The sequence below is a fragment of the Clostridium sp. YIM B02500 genome, assembly GCF_022324665.1.
GTDB lineage: Bacteria > Bacillota > Clostridia > Clostridiales > Clostridiaceae > Clostridium > Clostridium beijerinckii.
On the sequence record NZ_JAKGTE010000005.1, the window covers coordinates 75,055 to 97,107 of the forward strand.

General features: G+C 29.2%; 16 protein-coding genes. 14 read left to right on the forward strand and 2 right to left on the reverse strand.

Annotated features, from left to right (window positions below):
- Positions 1 to 5 precede the first annotated feature (5 nt).
- The 3 genes from L1S46_RS05675 (at position 6) to L1S46_RS05685 (ending at position 5,787) form a co-directional block, all read left to right on the forward strand.
- Positions 6 to 2,366 (forward strand): U32 family peptidase, encoded by a 2,361-nt coding sequence (locus tag L1S46_RS05675; RefSeq protein WP_238899474.1) that lies wholly within the window; start codon positions 6 to 8, stop codon positions 2,364 to 2,366.
- A gap of 153 nt (positions 2,367 to 2,519) precedes the next feature.
- Entirely contained in the window at positions 2,520 to 4,880 is a 2,361-nt protein-coding gene (locus L1S46_RS05680; RefSeq protein WP_238899475.1) for an endonuclease MutS2, read from the forward strand.
- Positions 4,881 to 5,055: 175 nt separating this feature from the next.
- On the forward strand, positions 5,056 to 5,787 hold the full coding sequence (locus L1S46_RS05685) for a DUF523 domain-containing protein (protein ID WP_077828856.1): 732 nt from the start codon (positions 5,056 to 5,058) through the stop codon (positions 5,785 to 5,787).
- A gap of 281 nt (positions 5,788 to 6,068) precedes the next feature.
- Here L1S46_RS05685 and L1S46_RS05690 read toward each other — a convergent pair whose 3' ends face one another.
- Complete coding sequence (locus tag L1S46_RS05690) at positions 6,069 to 6,704, reverse strand: hypothetical protein (protein WP_238899476.1); 636 nt, start codon at positions 6,702 to 6,704, stop codon at positions 6,069 to 6,071.
- A 460-nt stretch (positions 6,705 to 7,164) separates the two neighbouring features.
- Here L1S46_RS05690 and L1S46_RS05695 point away from each other — a divergent pair, with 460 nt between their 5' ends.
- From L1S46_RS05695 to L1S46_RS05715, 5 genes are all read left to right on the forward strand, one after another.
- Positions 7,165 to 7,965, forward strand: coding sequence for a chitosanase (locus L1S46_RS05695; protein ID WP_011968292.1), 801 nt, complete (start codon positions 7,165 to 7,167; stop codon positions 7,963 to 7,965).
- A gap of 1,080 nt (positions 7,966 to 9,045) precedes the next feature.
- Positions 9,046 to 10,302, forward strand: coding sequence for a PTS sugar transporter subunit IIC (locus L1S46_RS05700; RefSeq protein WP_011968293.1), 1,257 nt, complete (start codon positions 9,046 to 9,048; stop codon positions 10,300 to 10,302).
- A 50-nt stretch (positions 10,303 to 10,352) separates the two neighbouring features.
- Positions 10,353 to 10,661: a PTS sugar transporter subunit IIB gene (locus L1S46_RS05705; RefSeq protein ID WP_017209870.1), complete on the forward strand. Its 309-nt coding sequence runs from the start codon at positions 10,353 to 10,355 to the stop codon at positions 10,659 to 10,661.
- A gap of 13 nt (positions 10,662 to 10,674) precedes the next feature.
- On the forward strand, positions 10,675 to 11,013 hold the full coding sequence (locus tag L1S46_RS05710; RefSeq protein WP_011968295.1) for a PTS lactose/cellobiose transporter subunit IIA: 339 nt from the start codon (positions 10,675 to 10,677) through the stop codon (positions 11,011 to 11,013).
- Positions 11,014 to 11,212: 199 nt separating this feature from the next.
- Positions 11,213 to 13,912, forward strand: coding sequence for a sigma-54-dependent transcriptional regulator (locus tag L1S46_RS05715; protein ID WP_238899477.1), 2,700 nt, complete (start codon positions 11,213 to 11,215; stop codon positions 13,910 to 13,912).
- Positions 13,913 to 14,248: 336 nt separating this feature from the next.
- Here the strand turns inward: L1S46_RS05715 and L1S46_RS05720 are convergent, their stop codons facing one another.
- Positions 14,249 to 15,118, reverse strand: a complete 870-nt coding sequence (locus L1S46_RS05720; protein WP_238899478.1) for a PHP domain-containing protein — start codon at positions 15,116 to 15,118, stop codon at positions 14,249 to 14,251.
- A 415-nt stretch (positions 15,119 to 15,533) separates the two neighbouring features.
- Between L1S46_RS05720 and L1S46_RS05725 the strand changes: the two genes are divergently transcribed.
- From L1S46_RS05725 to L1S46_RS05750, 6 genes are all read left to right on the forward strand, one after another.
- Entirely contained in the window at positions 15,534 to 18,293 is a 2,760-nt protein-coding gene (locus tag L1S46_RS05725; RefSeq protein ID WP_238899479.1) for a sigma-54-dependent transcriptional regulator, read from the forward strand.
- Positions 18,294 to 18,404: 111 nt separating this feature from the next.
- On the forward strand, positions 18,405 to 18,845 hold the full coding sequence (locus L1S46_RS05730; protein WP_238899480.1) for a PTS mannose transporter subunit IIA: 441 nt from the start codon (positions 18,405 to 18,407) through the stop codon (positions 18,843 to 18,845).
- Positions 18,814 to 19,302, forward strand: coding sequence for a PTS sugar transporter subunit IIB (locus tag L1S46_RS05735; RefSeq protein WP_238899481.1), 489 nt, complete (start codon positions 18,814 to 18,816; stop codon positions 19,300 to 19,302). The genes L1S46_RS05730 and L1S46_RS05735 overlap by 32 nt, the downstream gene beginning before the upstream one ends.
- Before the next feature lie 18 nt (positions 19,303 to 19,320).
- A complete protein-coding gene (locus tag L1S46_RS05740; protein ID WP_238899482.1) occupies positions 19,321 to 20,112 on the forward strand; it encodes a PTS sugar transporter subunit IIC in 792 nt (263 codons plus the stop codon).
- Positions 20,105 to 20,905 (forward strand): PTS system mannose/fructose/sorbose family transporter subunit IID, encoded by an 801-nt coding sequence (locus tag L1S46_RS05745; protein ID WP_171770717.1) that lies wholly within the window; start codon positions 20,105 to 20,107, stop codon positions 20,903 to 20,905. Before L1S46_RS05740 ends, L1S46_RS05745 begins: the two co-directional genes overlap by 8 nt.
- A gap of 28 nt (positions 20,906 to 20,933) precedes the next feature.
- Entirely contained in the window at positions 20,934 to 21,989 is a 1,056-nt protein-coding gene (locus L1S46_RS05750; RefSeq protein ID WP_238899483.1) for an SIS domain-containing protein, read from the forward strand.
- The last annotated feature ends 64 nt before the right edge of the window (positions 21,990 to 22,053 follow it).

Consider the following 22,053-nt stretch of genomic DNA (forward strand, 5'->3'; position numbering starts at 1 on the left):
GAAATATGAATAAGATAGAATTACTAGCTCCAGCAGGAAGCATGGAGAGTTTAATTGCTGCTATAAATAATGGAGCAGATGCAATATATCTTGGTGGAAATAAATTTTCAGCTAGAGCTTATGCATCAAATTTTGATAATGAAACAATGATGAAGGCTGTTGATTATGCTCATAGCTATAATGTAAAAGTATATGTCACTATAAATACAATTTTAAAACAAAGTGAATTAAAGGAAGCTTTAAAATATGCAGGATACCTTTATGAAATTGGAGTAGATGCAATAATAATACAAGATTTAGGGTTAGTAAAATTAATAAGAGATGTGTATCCTGATTTTGAACTTCATGCATCTACACAAATGACAATTCATAATGCAGAGGGAGCCTTATATTTTAGAGAAAAAGGAATGCAGAGAATAGTTTTATCTAGAGAACTTACAGTAGATGAAATTAAGTATATTTCAAAAGATTTGGGAATTGAGACAGAAATATTTGTACATGGTGCTTTGTGTGTATGTTATTCGGGACAGTGCTTAATGAGTTCTATGATTGGCGGAAGAAGCGGAAATAGAGGAAGGTGTGCACAACCTTGTAGAATGCAGTATACCTTGAAGGGTGAAAATTTTGGAGAAAGAAAGGCTTATCTTTTAAGTCCTAAAGATACATGTTTTATTGATGATATGGACGCCGTTATAAAGAGTGGAACTTCGTCATTAAAAGTTGAAGGAAGAATGAAAAAGCCAGAATATGTTGCTGGAGTTACAAGGAATTATAGAAAAGCTATTGATAAGGTATTAGTAAATACAAAGTTTGATTTACAAAGGGGAAGACAAGAATTAGCACAACTATTTAATAGAGAAGGTTTTGCTAAAGCATATCTATATAAAAATGTAGGAAAAGATATGATGAGCTATAATTACCCTAAAAATACTGGTGTATATATAGGTCAGGTGTCTAACAGTGGAGAAGTTAAACTAGAAGCAAGCGTATCTTTGGGTGATGGTATAAGGTTTAATGACGATGGATTTACTTTAAGTAAGATTTTAAATAATAATAATGAAGTTAAAGAAGCTTTTAAGGGCGAAACAGTTAAGTTATTTCCAACTGGTGGATATAAAAAAGGCTATAAGCTATATAAGATGTCTGATAAAAAACTTTATGATGAATTAAATGATGATTTAAAACCTTATAAAAGGAAGATAAATTTAACTAGTGAGATTGAATTTAAAGTTAATTCACCTCTTTGTATTAAAGCAAAATACAATAAAAAAGAGTATAGAGTTTATGGAGAAATGGTTGAAGAGGCAACGAATAAACCATTAACAAGAGAAAGAGTTGAGGAAGCCTTAAGGAAATCAGGAGAAATTCCATATAGATTTGATAAGATAATTTTTGATATTTTTGATGACGGGTTTATAAGAATTTCATCTATAAATAATCTAAGAAGAGAATTATTTGAAAAGATTTTAAAAGAAGAAGTAAGTTCATATAGAAGGAAAAGAACAGAAGGAACTATTAAAGAATGGAATGCAAAATGCCAGGAAAACTTAGGCTACATTTATAGTTGTATTACAAAAGATCAACTAAAGGCACTACTTGAGGATAATAAGGCTCAAAATATAGCGTTAGATATATTTTTCAGCAGGCAAAAACATGCGTTGAATAAAAATGACTTAAAGAATTTATATGAAACTTCAAAAGATAAGAATATATATTTAAAAGTTCCAAGTATTATTAAGCAGGAATTTAATAGCATAGTAAAAATAATAGATGAACTAAAACCTTATATAAAGGGAATAATTACATCTAATGCTGGAATAATAAAAATCTATAAAGATAAACTATTTATAATAGGAGATTATAAATTAAATATATTTAATAAAGAAGCGGCTGAATTTTATGCGCAAGACGTTGACATTCCATTCTTAAGTCTTGAACTAAATCGAAAAGAAATAAAAGAATTAATGAAGAACACTAACTGCAACATGGGAATAAATATTTATGGAAAAACTGAGCTTATGATTAGTGAATATTGTCCTATGGGAAGTACTTTTGGTAATAAGTCATCTAAAAAAGAATGTAGTGGCGTGTGTATGAAGGACAATTTTAAGTTAATAGATAGAATGAATGAAAGTTTTACTGTTTTGGGTGATAATAGCTGTAGAAGTTATATTTTAAATTCAATAGCTACCAATTTAATTGATGAAATGGAAGAACTTAAGTCTTTTAATATTTCAAATTTTAGAGTAGACTTTAAAGATGAAAGTTATGATGAAGTAAAAGATGTTTTAAATCAGATTGCTCGTAAAGCAAAAAATGAAAATAATAAATATACTAAAGGCCACTATAAACGTGGAGTAGAATAATACCAAGAAATAGTTGACGGCTTGTAATTGATGATTAAGATGCAAATTACTTTGAAACTTGTTAGAGAGAGTATTTTAAGTTTTATAAGTATGAATTCTTAGTTATCTCTTATATGCTGTCAATTGTTGATTGATTGTTAGGATGTGGGATATATGAATGAAAGATCTCTAAGAATTTTAGAGTTTAATAAGATAAAAGAAAAAATTAAGAAATATGCAAGAACAAATGCTGCTAAAGCAAAAGTTGAGGATCTTGAGCCTTATGATAATTTATATGAAATAAATAATAAGTTAGAGGAGACAAACGAGGCTCTTGAAATCTTAATATCAAAGGGGAATCCGCCACTTGAAGGATTAGCTGATATACATGAAGGTATAGAAAGAGCTAAAAAGGGAGGAACTTTATCGCCAGGACAATTATTAAAAGTAGGTGGAATGCTTAAAGCTACGAGAAATATGAAGGAATTCTTTAAAAGAGAAGAAGTTGAAAAGTCATATCCAAAACTTGAAGACTTAGCTTACATATTAGCTCCAGTAAAAGCATTAGAAGACGAAATAGAAAGAGCCATAGTATCAGAGGATGAAATTAGTGATAAAGCTAGCCAAACTCTCTATAATATCAGACGAAGCTTAAAAGAAAAGAACTCTTCAGTTAGAGAAAAAATAAGTTCTATTGTTAGAAGTAACTCAAAATACTTACAGGATGATTTATATACTATGAGAGGCGATAGATATGTGCTTCCTGTAAAATCAGAATATAAAAGTCAAGTTCCAGGACTTGTACACGATCAAAGCTCAACCGGAGCAACGTTTTTTATCGAGCCTATGAGCTTAGTTAATTTAAACAATGAAATAAGAGAATTGTTTTTAAAAGAAAAAGCTGAAATAGAAAGAATACTTTCTGATCTTTCGCTAAAAGTTAAAATTAATGGGGACTCATGTTTGAGTAATTTAAAGGTACTTGTTGAGTTTGATTTTATATTTGCAAAAGGAAGATATGGATCTGCATTAAACGCTGTTAAGCCAATAGTTAGGGAGGATGGAATATTTAGTATATTATCTGGAAGGCATCCATTAATAGAAAGCGATAAAGTTGTGCCATCAGATATATATCTAGGGGAAGAATTTCAAACCTTGATGATAACAGGACCAAATACTGGCGGTAAGACTGTTACAATAAAAACTGTTGGTTTGCTTCATATTATGGGATTAAGCGGATTATTGATTCCTGCTAGAGATAACTCATCTATAGCCTTCTTTAAAGAAATATTTGCAGATATAGGTGATGAACAAAGTATTGAACAAAGCTTGTCTACTTTCTCATCTCATATGACTAATATAGTTAATATCATGAAGCATGTAGATGACAAGTCTTTAGCTTTATTTGATGAGCTTGGCGCAGGTACAGATCCAGCAGAAGGAGCAGCTCTTGCAGTATCAATATTAGAAACTTTAAGAAATAGAGGCGCAAAGCTAATTGCAACTACTCACTATAGTGAACTTAAAGCTTATGCATTAAAAACAGATGGTGTAGAAAATGCTTCTGTTGAATTTGATATAGAAACCTTGAGGCCAACTTATAGATTATTAATTGGGGTTCCAGGTAAATCAAATGCCTTTGAGATTTCTAAGAGATTAGGACTTGTAGAAGGTGTCATTAAACGCGCAAAAGAATACATGTCTGAAGAAAATCTTCAATTTGAAAATCTAATCAGAGAACTTCAAGAAAAAAGTATAATAGCTAAAAAAGAAGCAAGGGAAGCTAAGATGCTTAGAGATCAAGCAGAAGATCTTAAAAAGAAGTATGAGGAAAAGCTTGAAAAATTAGAAAATACTAGGGAAAAAGCTTATATGGATGCTAGACGTGAGGCTAAAGAGATAATTGCAAATGCTAAAGATGAAGCTGATGATATTTTAAAAGCTATGAGAGAGCTTGAAAAGCTTGGAATAGCAGGTGGCGGAAGGCAAAGACTTGAAGAAGAGAGGAAGAAACTTAAAGATAGTTTAGAAGAAAGAGAAAAAGGAATTCACAAGATGAAGGAAAATGAGGGGGAATCTATAACTAATGTAACTCTTGGAATGGAAGCTTACCTGCCTTCATTAAATCAAAAAGTAATTATTGTTTCTATGCCAGATAACAGAGGCGAAGTTCAAGTTGAAGCTGGAATAATGAAAGTAAATGTTAAGCTTAAAGATTTAAGAAAAACTCAAGTTACCAAAGAAGAAAAAGTAAGAAGAAAAAGAGAAGTAAAGCTTAATCTAAGTAATGTAGAATCTAGAGTAGACTTAAGGGGATTAGATGCAGAAGAAGCGTGCTACAAAGCAGATAAATATTTAGATGATGCATATATGGCTAATTTAGGGGAAGTAACAATAGTTCATGGTAAAGGAACTGGAGTACTTCGTAAAGCAATAAATGATATGCTTAAGAGACATCCACATGTAAAATCATATAGGCTAGGTGCATATGGTGAAGGTGGAGACGGAGTTACTATGGTAGAACTTAAGGGGTAGTTATTTTTTTCATATACCTAATATTTTTACTTATTTAAGTTAAAAATATCATTAAAATTATTGTTAGTAAGAATATTATACAAATATTAATGTATAATTAAGTAAAGCTATAATTAAATTTCTCTTAAGTTTTTGTTTTATAGTGTTAAGTGTACGTTAGATAAGAGGTGATAATATGTACATAATAAGTGCATGCTTGTGTGGAGTTAATTGTAAATATAGTGGTAAAAATAATCTAAATGATAGATGTTTAAAATTATTTAGAGAAGGAAAAGCAGTTCTAGTTTGTCCAGAGCAATTAGGCGGATTACCAACTCCAAGAAACCCTGTTGAACTAAATAGTGCAGCAAGTGAAGTGTTAGATGGGAATGGAAAAGCATTAAGTAATAAAGGTGAGGATGTTACTAAGCAATTTATAGATGGTGCATATGAAACATTAAAAATTGCAAAAGAACTTGGAACCACAAAAGCTATATTAAAAGAAGGAAGTCCTTCATGTGGATCTAACTTTGTGTATGATGGTACTTTTACAGGTAATAAAGTAAAAGGCAAGGGAATTACAGCCCTTTTATTGGAGAATGAAGGTATAACAGTGTTTTCAGATGAAGACTTAGAAGTAAACAATAGTAAGTTAGTATATCTTAATGAATTTGATAGAGAAAAAGCTAAAAAAAGAAGACTTTTTGAGCAAGCAGAAGAAGAAGAAGAGTCTTATGGAGAAGAATATTTTGATCTAACAGAAAATTTAACTGATATGTCTGAGCTCCCTCCAAGTGTTGAAGAAAATGTGAAAAAGCTTATGATTTCCTTAGCTCGTGATTTAATGGGCTTTGAAGAAATTGATGAAATTGCAGAAGCTACAGGGCTGAGTGTAGAAGAAGTAGAAGAAATTTTAGAGGAAGAATAATAAGAAGCAAATAGATATTAATTAATATATGTTGATTTTGTTAATTCAGATATTACTAGTATTTGTTTAATCCCCATGATAGATTAAATTATCATGGGGATTTTTAGTGTGTGGAAGTGTTTTGTATGGCTAATAAGGATTATAATTAAGAATCATGTTTAAAAAGTACTTTAATGTCAGTTAAAAGAAAAGTTAAGCTGTTACATAAAGAATTTCTTTGTGATGTAACAGCTTTTTTAGATCTTTTAGATGGAGTATAAAAACTAAGAAATATTTTTAATTTACCTTACATCAGTGTTATTACAAGAATATTTAAATTCGGGTTGAGTTTGAAGATAAAATCCGTTTCTTACTTGGGATATCCAATTTTGAAATATTTCTAGCCACGCATTACTTGTAAAGAAATCTTCAAGTGGTCTTGTAGGATCACACTCCAAGATTAGGAATGGACCTATACCAAATGACCAAATCCCACTTTGTTCTACTCCAGCTTCTCTTATAAGAAGAATAGGAAGCCCGTATTGATAAGCCATAGCTGGTTCAATTTGAGCAAAAGGACTACCCTCAAGAGCAAACTGATTTTGAGGTTGACCAAGATTATTTTGAATTATATATACCTGTCGTTGATTAAGATTAAGTGAAATAAATCCATAACTAGATAGCATCATTCTTCTGATATTTGTTAATGGAGTTTCGGGATATTGTTCGGTTACTGGTAGGGTACGTGGAAATAATAAAGCATCTCTTATTTTAGATATTATAGCATCAACAAATTCTTGTTGAATAGAATTCAATCTACTTGGATGGCTTAGGAATACAGGAACTCTAAATAAAAGATTTGATGATTCCTGCATTAATTCAGTTGGTTTTACGCCAGTATATTGATTTATAGCGTCTCCTTCATATATTTTAGTCATTTGTTTTCCTCCATAATATTATTTTATCTTAAGATATATATTCTTGAACTATTACCATGAATTATTATATGTAAACAAAAGTGTTAACGTTACGATAATGTTTTAATTTTAGATAAAAAAACTTTATGTTGAAAAATTCAAGTATTGTAGCTGCTATTCTTGAAGATTAGAAAATTAGATTCTCATAATAATTAAGCTTTGTATTGAATTATTAATATTTCAAAGGATTAAGTAATTCAATACAAAGCTTTTACTTTTTAAGATTATATGCAATTTACATATTATGTAATTAATACATTTATGTGTATTGTACATGTATTTTTAGAATACACATTAAATAATATGTATTATTTATCTATAAAGCATCTGTTTTCAATATACATTATTTGTATTTTATAATTGGCATAATATTTGCTTTATATATAATTGAGATAAAATAATTATTAGGGGGAATTTTTATATGAAAAATTTACGAAAATTAGTTACTTTAGCAGTATCTTTGACTATGTGTCTCTCATTCTCTTCAGCAGCATTAGCCATTACTGCAAATTCTGAACAAAAAGCAGTGGACCTTCAGTTAACGACTGTATGTGAAAACAGTAAAACAAAGTTTGTTTATAATTATGCAGAGAAGCTTGGCTCATTTGATGGACGAGGAATTACATTTGGATGTATAGGATTTACTACAGGAACTTACGATGGAAATATATTAATACATTATTATACTAAGCTAAATCCCAATAATAATTTGGCAAAGTATATTCCAGCATTAGATAGAATAGACAAGGAAGAACATGATGAGGATGGAAAAAATGATGATATTAAAGGCCTAGATAATTTTATAAAAGATGTAAAGGCATGTAATGATTCATTATTTAAGAAAGCTCAATTATATGAACTTGATGAAATGTATTGGAAACCAGCAGTATCTCTAGCAACTTCCATTGGCGCTAAACATCAACTAACTTTAGCATTTATATATGATATGTGTGTAAATCATGGAGAAGATGGAGCAAAAGAATATATTAATTCGGCTAAGAAAAAGTTAGGTGGATTACCTAAGGATGGTATAGATGAAAATAAATTTCTTTCTAGTGTAATGGATTATAGATATGCATTCCTTAAAGATGATGATCCAGAAGGTTCGGATAGAGTTAATGCATACAGAAAATTATTAAAAGCAGGTAATGTAGATTTGAAACCAGACTTTAATTTTACAGTTTATGGAGATACTTTCAATATAGATGGTGATGTTTATTAGTATTAATTAATGGTTTAAGAACAGGTTTTTCTTATACTAATTTGTGATAGCTACTAAAATTAATGTAAACAGGATAGTAATTAGATTTTTAGCTATGCAATAAAATTATATAAATAAAGATAAAAAACAGTATTAATATGGACAAGTATTAATACTGTTTTTTAGTTTATACAGATTTTTGCATTTTTAAATATTAATTTTGTATGCATATATGTTGTGATAACAAATTTATATTCAAAGCGTTAGTAGGCTACGTAATCAATTAATGGCATAATACTGGCGTTTAATTATATATGGCAGTATTTTAAGCCTTTTAGTTATGAAAAACGAAATGTAGAAAAGATATAATACACATATGTGTATTATATCTTTAGAAAACTGTAAAATGTGTATTGATTTTATACCGAATCACTTAAGTCTAAGTTTTATCAGTATTTTAGAGTATTGGCATGGTAATTGCTTATATAATTCTGTGTAAAAATAAATTCATTCTGTGAGTTGTTAGTAAGAAATAATTTAATATTTCATATAAATTTTACTATTTAGCGATTATATAATTTTAGTTTAATCCTACTTAAGCATAAATTTAATAAACAAATTTAGTTATTCACCATAAACCTCAAATCTCTTGTATTTTATAAAAAATAAACGTAATCTTTTGCCTATATATTGAGTGAAAATTTATATTGTGATAGTAATAATAAACAATAATTCAATTATATTTGTCTTATACATTTATAAATATTAAAATTATACTGTAACATATAAAAACGATTACTTTAGTATGCTGAAATAATTATGGGATTTAATTATCTTCATTTTTGAGTATTAATAATATTATGCAAAAGTTATGGATTTCATTTTTCATAATACATTGTTTGAATATAATGTTTATTAAAATTAGTTTTATATAACTTATCGTAAGATAGAAAATTTTTATGTTTGTTTTCTTCAGTTCTATTATTTAATACTTTAGCAGAGATATTCAATACTTAGCAAGCTTGCGATTACTACTTAAATAGAATTGAAAGATGTTTATGCAGCTTAACAGAACGAAAAAATTATGGAGGAGAAGAAATTATGGAAAGATTTATGGATTTTTTTCAAGAAAAGATGATACCACCATTAGTTAAAGTCGGTAATCAAAGGCATCTAATGGCAATTCGTAATGGATTAGCTATTACAATTCCATTCATTATTGTAGGAAGTATATTTCTTATTTTAGGTAACCTTCCATTTGATTGGTGGGCAGATTATATTGGAGAGCTTGGCCCAAAGATGAATGTAGTTGTAAATTCATCATTTGGAGTTCTAGGCGTTTTAGCAGCCCTTGGAATAGGATATCACTTAGCTAAAAGCTATAAATTAGATCCAATTACAGGATCAGTAATATCTTTTGTAGCATTTTTACTTACACAAGTGACAGAGGATTTTCAATTGGATACTAGTAAATTCGGAGCAGAAGGACTTTTCACTGCTATAATAGTTTGTATGTTTGCAGTAGAAGTATTAAGATTTTTCGTAAAGAGAAATATTGTTATTAAATTACCAGAGGGAGTTCCGCCAGCAGTTGGAAATTCATTTATTGCGTTAATACCAGCTCTTGTAGTTATGATTACAGTTTGGCTAATAAGAGTAGTTATAGGATTTAATATAACTGATTTTATTACTATGATATTTAGTCCAGTTGTTTTTGCCCTTAATACTCTTCCGGGAATATTAATATATAGCGCATTAGTTACATTACTTTGGTCAGCAGGTATTCATGGAGACATGACGCTTGAAGGTATAGCAGATCCAATATATATTCAATTTTTAACTGTTAATACAGCAGCTTTTATAGCACATGAAAAGATTCCATACATTACAGCATCAGGATTTTACTCATTGTTTGTTAATGTAGGAGGAACAGGTGCAACTCTTTGTTTAGTTTTATTAATGATCCGTTCAAAGAGCAAACTTTATAAATCACTTGGAAAGGTTTCATTTCCATCTGCATGTTTTGAAATAAACGAGCCAGTCATATTTGGTTTTCCAGTAGTTTTAAATCCAGTTATTCTAGTTCCATTTACAGTGGTACCTTTAGTACTTACTACTTTGTCTTATTTTATGATGTATTTTGACATAATTGGTAGACCAGTAGCTATGGTTCCGTGGACAATGCCCCCTATTATAGGACCATTTATTGCAACTGGTGGAGATTGGAGAGCAGCAGTTTGGTCTGCTGTAGAAATGGTTATAGCAGCAATAATTTACTACCCATTCTTTAAATTTGCTGAAAAACAACAATTAGAAATTGAAGGGAAAGAAGAAAATTTAAATACAGTACAAGCTTAGTGTATTAATTAGAAAAATATTTATAGAATGAAATTTAGGAGGAATTTAGCATGAAGATATTATTAATGTGTGCAGCAGGTATGTCAACAAGTTTGCTAGTAACAAAAATGCAAAAATATGCAGAGGAAATAGGTCGCAAGGACTTAGTTATTAATGCTGAACCAGTAGAGGATTTGGATGAAAATGTTGATGATTATGATGTATTTTTACTTGGGCCTCAAGTTAAATATAAAGAAAAATGGGTTAAAGAAATAGTTGATGAAAAAGGTAAGCCTTATGCCTGCATACCAGTACAACTTTATGGAAGAATAGATGGAAAAAGTGTTCTAGAACTTGCACTAAACTTAATGGATAAATAATGGAGGATTTAAAATGAATATGGAATTAGAAGAAATAGTTTTCACTATAATTAGTCACGCAGGTAATTCACGATCAGCTTGTTTTGAGGCTTTAAATTTAGCTAGAAACGGTGAGTTTGATAAAGCCAATCTATGTATGAAACAAGCTAAAGAAGAACTTTCATTAGTTCACAATATACAGACTGGCTTAATTCAAGAAGAGGCCGCAGGTAATAAACAAGAATTATCTTTATTGCTGATGCATGCAGAAGATCATTTAATGACTGCATCTTTAGCTAAAGATCTTATCTGTGAACTTATTAAAATGTATGAAGAAAAGTTTAAAGAAAAAGAAATAGCATGCAATGTATAATAAGTAAAAACAGCAAATAGTAAAAATGGAGTGGGTTATTTAATAAAACTTGAATAATCCACTCTTTGATATGTTTATTCAAATTCTATGGTAAATCATGTATAATAAGCTTATTAGTTAAAGATATTTAAATTTAATTTACGTACCTAGAGTGTTAACGTTAAGAGAGTTATACGAATAGGATATGAGGGGAAAAGCAATGAGAAGGATTGATAATATTTATAAAGTTCTAAGGGATCTGTGTAGTAAGGAATATAATGAACGTAGATGCATCAACGGTTTTTCAGCTACAGAAATTTCATTAATAATGAATATTCAAAGGACGAACGTATCTAGTGATTTAAATAAACTTTATAGAGATGGAAAAATAGAAAAGATATTGAAGAAGCCGGTACTATATAAAATAAAGGAGGAGGATATTCAGATAGAGCAAGGCACAGAAAAAGTTTTAAAAGATGCTTTTGATAACATCATTGGAACTAGCTTCAGTCTGAAAAACGCATCACAACAGGCCAGAGCCGCTATAATATATCCTCCCAATGGACTTCATACTCTTCTTTTAGGGGAAACTGGTACAGGAAAATCAATGTTTGCAGAAGTTATGTATAAGTATGCTAAAGAAATTGGCAAAATAAAAGCCAATGCGCCATTTATTTCATTTAACTGTGCAGATTATGCAAATAATCCACAGCTACTAGTGAGTCACATCTTTGGTGTTAAGAAAGGGGCATATACTGGTGCCAGCAGAGATACCATAGGATTAGTTGAAAAAGCTAATGAAGGAATATTATTTTTGGATGAGGTTCATAGATTACCATCGGAAGGTCAAGAAATGCTATTTTCTATAATTGATAAGGGCATATATAGGAGACTTGGAGATTCTGAGGAAGAGTATAAAGTTAAGCTACTTATAATATGTGCTACTACTGAAAATGTTGAATCGGCATTATTGAAAACATTTACTAGAAGAATTCCTATGATTATACGGCTACCAGCATTAAAAGATAGGACTATAGAAGAAAGATACGAACTTATTAAAAACTTTTTAAAGATAGAGGTGAGTTGCATTAAGCAGAGCATAAGTATTACAGCAAATGCGCTAAAAGCATTCTTACTATACAACTGTTCTAATAATATTGGACAACTCAAAAGCGATATAAAACTAAGCTGCTCAAAGGCTTTTCTTGAGAATATGATGAAAAGAGATAAGAATATATGCATTCATAGTCAATACTTGCCTCAGTATGTACTTAGTGGATTATTTAAGTATAAGGAGAAAAGAAGTGAAATTGATAGGTTTGTAAATCAAGATGTTATAAAGTTTTGTTTGGATGAAAATAATGTAAGAGAAGAAGAAGATATAAAAATAGTTGATTTTTATGGAGCATTAGAAGAAAAAAGAAAACTTTTGGAGTCTAATGGAATAAGTGAAAAGGACATAAAACTTATAATGAGTCTTGATATAGATACGTATTTTAAAAAATATATACTGAATATAGATAAAGATAATTTAGAAGAATTATATAAAGTAGTTGATAGAAAAATTGTAGATCTAGTTAGTGAATTTTTAAATAAGGCTAGTGAAAAATTGTTAATGCAGTTTGATAGTAAAATTTTATATGGACTATCAATGCATGTAGCAAGTACAGTTGAAAGAATTTTAAATGGAAAAGAAATTAAAAATCATCAGCTTGAAGATATTAAAAAGATGCATCCCAGGGAATATGAAATTTCGTATGATTTGAAAGAAAAAGTTGAAAGCACATTTCATATTAGAATTCCAGAAGATGAAGTTGGATTTATAACTATGTTTTTATGTATAGATAAAGAGGATTATGAAAATGAGAGTAGTGTTGGAATTATTGTTGCTATGCACGGAGAGTATACAGCAAGTTCAATGGCTGATGTAGCTAATAGACTTTTGGGTGAGAAATATGCTATATGCTATGATATGCCATTGGATCAGAAACCAGAGACTGCACTAGAGAATTTAACAGAAATAGTAAAAGAAATAGATAAAGGTAGAGGAGTATTGCTGTTAGTAGATATGGGATCTCTTGTTTTATTTGGGGATATGATTTACGAAAAGACAAAGGTACCGGTAAAAACAATAGAAATGGTATCTACCCCTATTGTTCTTGAAGCTACAAGAAAAGCAACATTAAAAGCCTCATTGGAGGAAATTTATGATTGCTGCATAAATTTAAATCCACATATAGTGCGAAGTTATGCAGACAATTTTAGTATAAATTCAACACTTAAAAAGAAGGTAATTATAACAGCTTGCATTACAGGACAAGGAACTGCTATAAAACTCAAGCCAATTGTGGAAAAGAAACTAGAAATCACTAGCAATGACATCGATATACTTAATATAGACATAGTAAACAAGAAAAAATTCAATCATAATATACAAAAAATAAAGGCAGAAAAGGATATATTGGCAGTGGTAAGTGCAGTAAAACCAGATGATGAGTCTTTGTTGTATATATCAACATCAGATATCTTTGATAAGAAAAAAGTAGAACTGCTAAAATCACGATTAAGTCTAATAGAAGAGATATATGATATGAGAGAAGTAATTGGAGAAAATGTAAATATAGATTCATATAAGTATATCGAGTGTTTTAGAAGCTTTTATATACGTCTTGTAAATAATCAAGTTGAACTTAATAGTTCTGCATTAATAGGGTTAATATTACACATTGCTTGTGTAATAGAGCGTATGTTAAGTGGCGAAAAAATTATATATCGTAAGTATAGTGAGAAAATGTTAGATGAGAATAAAGATAAATATAATTTTATTAGAGAAATATTAAAACCAATGGAAGAAGCGTTTAATATAGAAATATCTGTAAAAGAGTACTTGATTATTCTTGAGACTATATATTTCTTGTAAGTTATAAAAAAGAAAATTACAGGTAATGTAAAAATATTTAAATATAAAATTAAGATATGGTTAAAAACTGCGTTATATATTTAATGATAGATTATGACATTAGAAAGAATATAGGTGAACTAAAATCACAATTAAAGTCTTAAATACAGAGGATTATATGTTGTGAAATTTTATGATGAAGCGAGCCCAATTAAGTAGAAAAAGCTGAAAATACTGGAAGAAAATCTACTTTAAAAGGGTTCAATTTATTTATATTCTTATTAAGTGAAGATTAATATATAGTAAAAGAGTGTGCAAAATATATTATTAAAGCTAAATAAATATGAAAGAATGAACTTATTGTAGCCAGTTCTTAGCTATAGGATAATTAATTGGTGTTTTACCATTATTTCCAAATCCTAATGTATGAGCTGAAGTATGAAAATCACTGCCTCCGCTCTTTAATAGGTTATGGTTGTCGCAATAATTAATTATTTCATTAATTTGTGAGTGAGAATGCTTACGATGTATGCATTCAATACCATCTATTAAGTTTAATTTAACAATACTGTCCATATAATTATATATGTCATCTACTTCATATACATAAGGATGAGCTAAAAAACATTTACCGCCTGAACTATGAATTGTTTCTGCAGCTTCATAGATATTTGGAAGATCTTCTGTTGTCTTTATATAAAATGGACTATTAGGGTTTAAATAGTGTTTTCTATAAAAAGTAGTTCTATCAGTAATTTCTAATTTTTTTAGAATATGCAAATTTTCATCATAGCTTAAAATATCATCGCAAATAACATCGTTAGCAGGAGTATTTCTGCCATTTATATTTAAATTAGAGGAATGTAGAATTTTTAGTTCATTACAAACATTTATTAAATAATTTAATTTAGAATTTTCTTTTTCAATAACATTAATATTTTTATTAACTTGTAATATTCTTGATTTTTCTATAGAATCAATATCAATATTATATCCTAGCATATCCATGCTGATTCCGCCAAATGAAAAAGCGATTTCAATTCCATTAATTATATTACCACTGTATAAATTAGTTATATTTAAGTTGCTAATTTTTTTATATGCATCAACAGATTGATGATCTGTAAATGAAATAAATTCTAAATTCTTTTCTTCCGACATTTTTAAGATGTCTATTACATCAAAATCTCCATCAGAATTATTTGTATGAATGTGTAAGTCTATCATTAGGCATTTCTCCTTCATTTTAAATCATAAGGAATTATAAACAACTTTAGATTTATTTATTTTAAGGAAACTAGGTAAGTAATTTTAAAGTTATCATATCACTAAATATTTTTTTAGACAAATAGTTAATGTGCATTGTCATTTTTTGAATTAGTTATAGTACAGATAGTTGTTTTATTTATAAAACTTAGTATGATATTTGTAATATATTAAACATATAAAAATAAAGGGTGAGTTTTGATAAAGGAAAAATAAAAGTGTGCAAAAAATAAAATATGTTAAATATGATTGAGTTTTACTAACAATGTGATAAAATTATATAAATAATTTGCTGAGATGAGATAAAAATTTTAGAGGGAAATGTTTCTTAGTATACTAGTTTAAAATAAATTTTTATATGTACGGGAGGGAATTTATGATTACTAAAGTTTTAGAATTTATTAGCTCTGAAGCTGTATTTGATAGCTTTAAGGAATTAGAAAGATATGGGGGAATTGAGACAGAATATATAGCTAGTACTTTCAAGATGAGCAGAACTCAAGCAAGTAGATTATTAAATGAATTGGTGAAATCTAACGATTTAATTAAGATAAATAATCGTCCAGTTAAATTTCTTCCTAGAAAAAAAATTAATGATATTATTGGGCCAACAAAGAAGAGTATATATAAAGATATATACGAGCTAGAACAGGAATGTAAGTCATTAAAACAGGAGATTATTTTTGAAAATATAATTGGCTATGATAACAGTCTGAAGGAAGTTATTGAGCAAATCAAAACGGCAGTTTTATATCCCAAAGGGGGATTAACTGTTATGCTTACAGGTGAAAGTGGAGTTGGTAAAAGCTTTTTAGCAGAGATAATCTACAAGTACAGTGTAAGCTGTAATGTTTTAGAAAAAGATGGACCATATAATGTTTTGAATTGTGCTCAGTATTATAATAATCCTGAATTATTATCTGGTATATTATTTGGGCATGCTAAAGGGGCATATACGGGGGCTACAGAATCAAAAGCAGGGTTAATTGAACAATCGGATGGCGGAATCTTATTTCTAGATGAAGTACATAGACTTAATAGCGAAGGACAAGAAAAATTGTTCACATTTATGGATACGGGAGTATTTTCAAGAATTGGTGAGAATGGCGTAAAGAGAAAAGCAGATGTACGATTAGTTTTTGCAACAACAGAAAATCTATCTGAATTTTTGCCAACTTTTTTAAGAAGAATACCTATTAATATATATATCCCTAATGTAGAGGAAAGGGGACCTATCGAGAAAAGGAGAATAATAGAACATTTTATATATGAAGAAAGTAAGATTTTTGGAATACCAATTGAAATTACACAGCTTACACTAAATACAATTCTAAAAATAAAGTTTAAAGGAAATATTGGAGAATGTAAGAATGTAATAAAATATGCGTGTGGAAGAGCATATTCAAAGGGCCAAAGAAAAAATGGGAATATATTTGTAACATTGCAGGATATACCAAGAAACATATACATTGAGAATGCAGAAATCTTTAAGTTCCAAAACAATAATAAAAGCAAAAGTATTGTATTTTCAGACAACAGCAATAGACATGTTCAAACATATGAAGAGAGTAAGCAAAGCATAATTAAGCAAAGTATATTAGAGTGTTTTAAGTTGTATAAATTAGTTGAAAGTGGAGAAGTCAGCAAAGAAGGATTTTATGAGAAGAGTTCCAATATAATGGTAAATTTGATGGATAGGCTAGTATTTGCTAATAATGATGAAACTAAAAACGTAATTATAGAATTTATAATATCAACAATGCAAGATATATTTAGAAATCTAGAAATAAATTATAATATTAAATATGATGGGAATAATGTGTTGGCTTTTTCATCATACCTATACTCAAAAAATGATTTTTATAGCTTAGATGAAGAGGAGTTAAAAATAGAGAATAAATTATTGAGCTATTTAAAGAGAGAAAACTATAAAGAATATTCTGTAGTATATAAGATAGCAAGTTTTATAGCAAACAGGTTGGATATTTATTTAACTGATAGTGATCTAATTATTATGATTATATTCATTAAAACTACTGCAATACGTATAAATTTTAATAAAATGAATGCAATAATTATTGCTCATGGATATGCAACAGCAAGTAGTATGGCTAATGTCTGCAATCGTATTATAGGTGTAAATGTATTTGCATCTATTGATATGCCAATAGATGCAACAGCAATAGATGTACTTAAGCAATTGAATCGGTATATTGAAGATGATAAATTAAAAAATGGCTTAATTGTTTTATTTGATATGGGCTCTCTTAGTTTGATTTATGAGAATTTAAAAGATAAGATCAATATTCCAATGCTTTGTATAGATCAAGTTACAACTGTATTAGCTTTGGAAGTAGGAAATTTATTAATACAAGGAAAAACTATTGAAGAAATCTCTGAAGTAATGAATGAAGAAATTAAACCTAACATACAGTTATTTTATCCTCAAAAGAATAAAGAATATGCAATAATAGCATCTTGTTTTACAGGAATAAGTACTGCAATTAAGATACAGAATTTACTTTCAGAAAGTTTAGTAGGAATAGTTGATGTAAAGGTGGTTCCGTATAGTTACAATAATCTAGTGTCTAAAGGAAAAGATGACTCTATATTCAAGATGTATGACGTATTAGCTATTGTCGGTACGTATAATCCTGAAATTGAGACAATTAAGTTCATATCTCTAGAAGATATTATATCAGGAAAAAGAGAAGATGAGGTGTACAGAATTTTCAGTAAGGTAGCAGGACATGACCAAATTAAACTAATAAATGATTCTATTGTGAAAAATTTCTCTTTGACAAGAGTTATAGATAGCCTAACTATTTTAGATTCTAATAAGATTATAGAGAGAATAGAGGACGGTATCAATGAGTTTGAAAATAATCAGAAAAGAAAAATACCAAATGACAAAAAAATTGCTTTATATGTTCATTTAAGTTGTATGGTAGAGAGACTAGTAAGACAGGCTGAGATAGAAGAATATACAGATTTAAATTTGTTAATTGAAGAGCATCAGAGTGAGATTAAGCTAATTAAAAATTCATTTAGTGTGATAGAAAAAAGTTATAGTGTGCAAATACCAATTGCAGAGATTGGATATATCTATAATATAATATATGGACCAATTCAATAATTTCAAGCGATTAAGAGAATAAAATAAAGTTTTATAAAAAGCATGTCACTAGTTGGCATGCTTTTTGCTTATTAATAAGGTATAAATAAAAAAACAAAGGAGGTGATGGTAATGAAGAAGTTTCTAATTGCAACTCATGGAGAACTATCAAAAGAATTTATAGAAACTAGTAAATTAATAGTAGGATCATTAAGCAATGTTGAATATTTCTGCATGACTAAAGATAAATCGGGAGATGATGCAGAAAAGGAAATGAAAAGAATTTTATCTAATAAAAGCGAAGAAGAAAAGTATATTGTTTTAACAGACATTTTTGGTGGAAGTGTAGCTAATTTATGTACCAATTTATTGCTGAATGGATATGAATTTGAATTAATAACAGGTATAAATTTGCCAATGATTTTAACAATACTATTATCAGACGAAGATGATATAGAAACATTGGTAAAGAACGGAATAGAAGAATCAAGAAAAGGAATCATTCATGTAAATGAATTACTAAAAAACAATAATGAAAGGAATGAAGAAGATGATATCATTGATGAGAATTGACGACAGATTAATACATGGTCAGGTTGCATTTGGGTGGTCAACATCATTAGGAATAAATGTAATATTAGTAGTTAATGATGAAGCAAAAAATGATCAAATGAAGGCTATGGCATTAAACTTAGCTAAACCAAACAATGTAACTTTATATATTAGGGGAGTACAGGAATCAGGTGAGATAGTAGAGAAATTTGCTCAATCTAAAAAGAATAATGTACTTGTTTTAGTGAAGAATACAAAAGATGCATTGGAATTAGTAAAAAATTCAGGCGGAGCTATAAAAGAGTTAAATGTAGGAGGCTTGAGATATGAAGCCGGAAAACAGAAACTAACAGATTTAGTGGCTGTTGATGAAAACGATATATCAAATTTAAAAGAAATAAATGATTTAGGTATAGAAATTGAATTTAGAATGTTGCCAAGGGATAAGAAAAAGACTTTATCAGATTTACTAAAATAAGTAAGGAGGTAAAAAATTATGATAGCACAAGCAATTATGTTGGGATTACTTGCAGGAATAGGTATACTGGATGGACGTATTTTTGGGCAGATAATGCTTGAAAGACCAATAATCACAGGTGCCTTAGTAGGACTAATTTTAGGCGATTTAAAAACAGGTATTATTATAGGCGCTCAACTTGAACTTATATGGATGGGTATTGCAGGAATAGGCGCAGCAACACCACCAGATGTTGTAACAGGTGGTATATTAGGAACAGCTTTTGCAATATTATCTGGAAATGGTGTTGAGGTAGCTCTTGCTATAGCAGTACCAATTGCAGTTTTAGCACAATCATTAGGAGTATTAGTAAGAATAATAAATTCTTATTTTGCTCAAAGGGCAAGTGTATATGCTAAAAAGGCTGACTTCAGGGGTATTGCAATAATGATGTGGATTCCGGTTATGTTATTTTTCCTAAGCACTTTTATTCCAACATTTTTAGCAATTATGTTAGGGGCAAATGCTGTTACAGCATTAATAAATTCTATTCCAAAGATAATTTTAGAAGGGCTTGGAATAGCAGGATCATTATTACCTGCTGTAGGATTTGCACTATTAATGGATATGTTACTTTCAAAGAAAATGGCTGTATTTTTCTTCATAGGATTTTTATTAGCAGCCTACGCTAAATTAGATATAACAGCAATAGCTTTATTTGGAGCATGTGTTGCATTTATACTAAATATTTATATTAACACTAAAGAAAATAGCACAGTTAAGCAGGCAATTGCGAATAATTTAACGGAAGGGGAGATTGACTTTGAATAAGCTAGGTAAAAAAGAGTTAAGAAGTGTATTTTGGCGGTCATTCGCTCTTCAAGGAGCATTTAACTATGAAAGAATGCAGAATTTAGGCTATTGTTATGCAATGTTACCGGTTATTAAAAAACTTTATTCAAAGAAAGAAGATCAAGCTAAAGCTCTAGAAAGACATCTTGAGATATTTAATACAACCCCAGTAATTGTTCCGACAATACTAGGAATTACTGCTGCAATGGAAGAACAAAATTCAAATAATTCCGATTTTGATGAAAGCGCAATTAGTGCAATAAAGACTGCTTTAATGGGGCCTTTAGCAGGAATAGGAGATTCGCTATTTTGGGGGACATTTAGAATTATAGCAGCAGGAATAGGTGTTTCTCTAGCCAGTGAAGGGAATATATTTGGACCAATACTGTTCTTACTATTATACAATGTACCAGGTTTTGCTATTAGAATATTGGGATTAAAATATGGGTACCAATTAGGAGTTAACTCATTAGAGAAGATACAAAAGCAAGGATTAATGGAAAAAATAATGTCTATAGCAACAACAGTTGGACTATTTGTTGTTGGTGGAATGGTAGCTACTATGTTAAAGATAAAAACTCCGTTGGTATTTAATTTAAACGGTGCAAAAGTAGTAGTTCAGGATATATTAGATAAAATATTGCCAAATATGCTGCCACTATTATTTGCCTTCTTTATTTACTATCTATTAAAGAAGAAAGTAAGCATCACTAAAATAACAATAGGTGTTATAGTAGGTGGAATAATATTGCATGCAATATGGCTATTATAATAAAAAATAAGAGAAAGAGGTAATAAAAATGAGAATACAAGATTATATGTTAGAAACTCCAACTAAAATGAAGGAGATAATCTCAAAATCTGATGAATTATTCAAAGAAATAATAAAGGAAGATATAAATAAAATTATAATTACAGGATCAGGAACAAGTTATCATTCAGGGGTACAAGTGCAAACTTATTTGCAAGGAATATTAGACGCTGAAGTTATAGCAATGTATCCATTTATGATAACTAAAGATACATTCAAAGGTAAAAATGAAAAAACATTGATAATAGGGATATCGCAAGGCGGAAGTAGTTATTCGACTTACAATGCAATGAAATTGGCAAAAGAATATGGTTGTATTACTGCATCTATGGCTGGATGTGAAAATGCGTTAATAGATGAAGCTGCAGATTATATTTTAACAGTATACTGTGGAGAAGAAAAAGCTGGAGCTAAAACTAAAGGTTTTTATTGCACAAAGTTAAACTTAATGCTTCTTGGACTTAAATTAGGAAAAGAAAATGGACAAATATCTGAAGAAAAATACAAAGAAGAAATAGATAAAATATTAGATGCTAGCGATAGATTTGAAGACGTATATAAAAAGTCAGAACAATGGATTGAGAAAAATAAAAGTAGATTAGTGGAAGCTAAAGAAATAAGGATAATAGGTCCAGCAGAATTATATGGTGATACTTTAGAAAGTGCATTGAAGTTATTAGAAACTATGAGAGTGCCTGTTACAGGATATGAATTTGAAGAATTTATACATGGTATATATAATGCAATAAATAGTGATTCAACAATATTTATACTAGATACAGGAAAAGAACCAAGAGTAGCAAAAATGATTGAAGTTTTATCTGAATGGACAAGCAATATTTATGTAATAGGACGAAATGTTGCTTCGGATGATAGAAATCTACAAATAAATGTGAGTGAAGATGAACATCATCAAACATTTAATTTCATAGTGCCAATGCAATTAATATGTGGAGAGATACCTAATTTAAGAGGTGTTAATCCGAGTATACCAAAAGATCCTCAATTTCATATGAAGCTTGGAAGCAAGAGAATTAATAAATAATCTGTAATAAAAATAATTGTTAATAAGTTGGTTGCGTAAAAATTCTATAATAATTATTTAAACG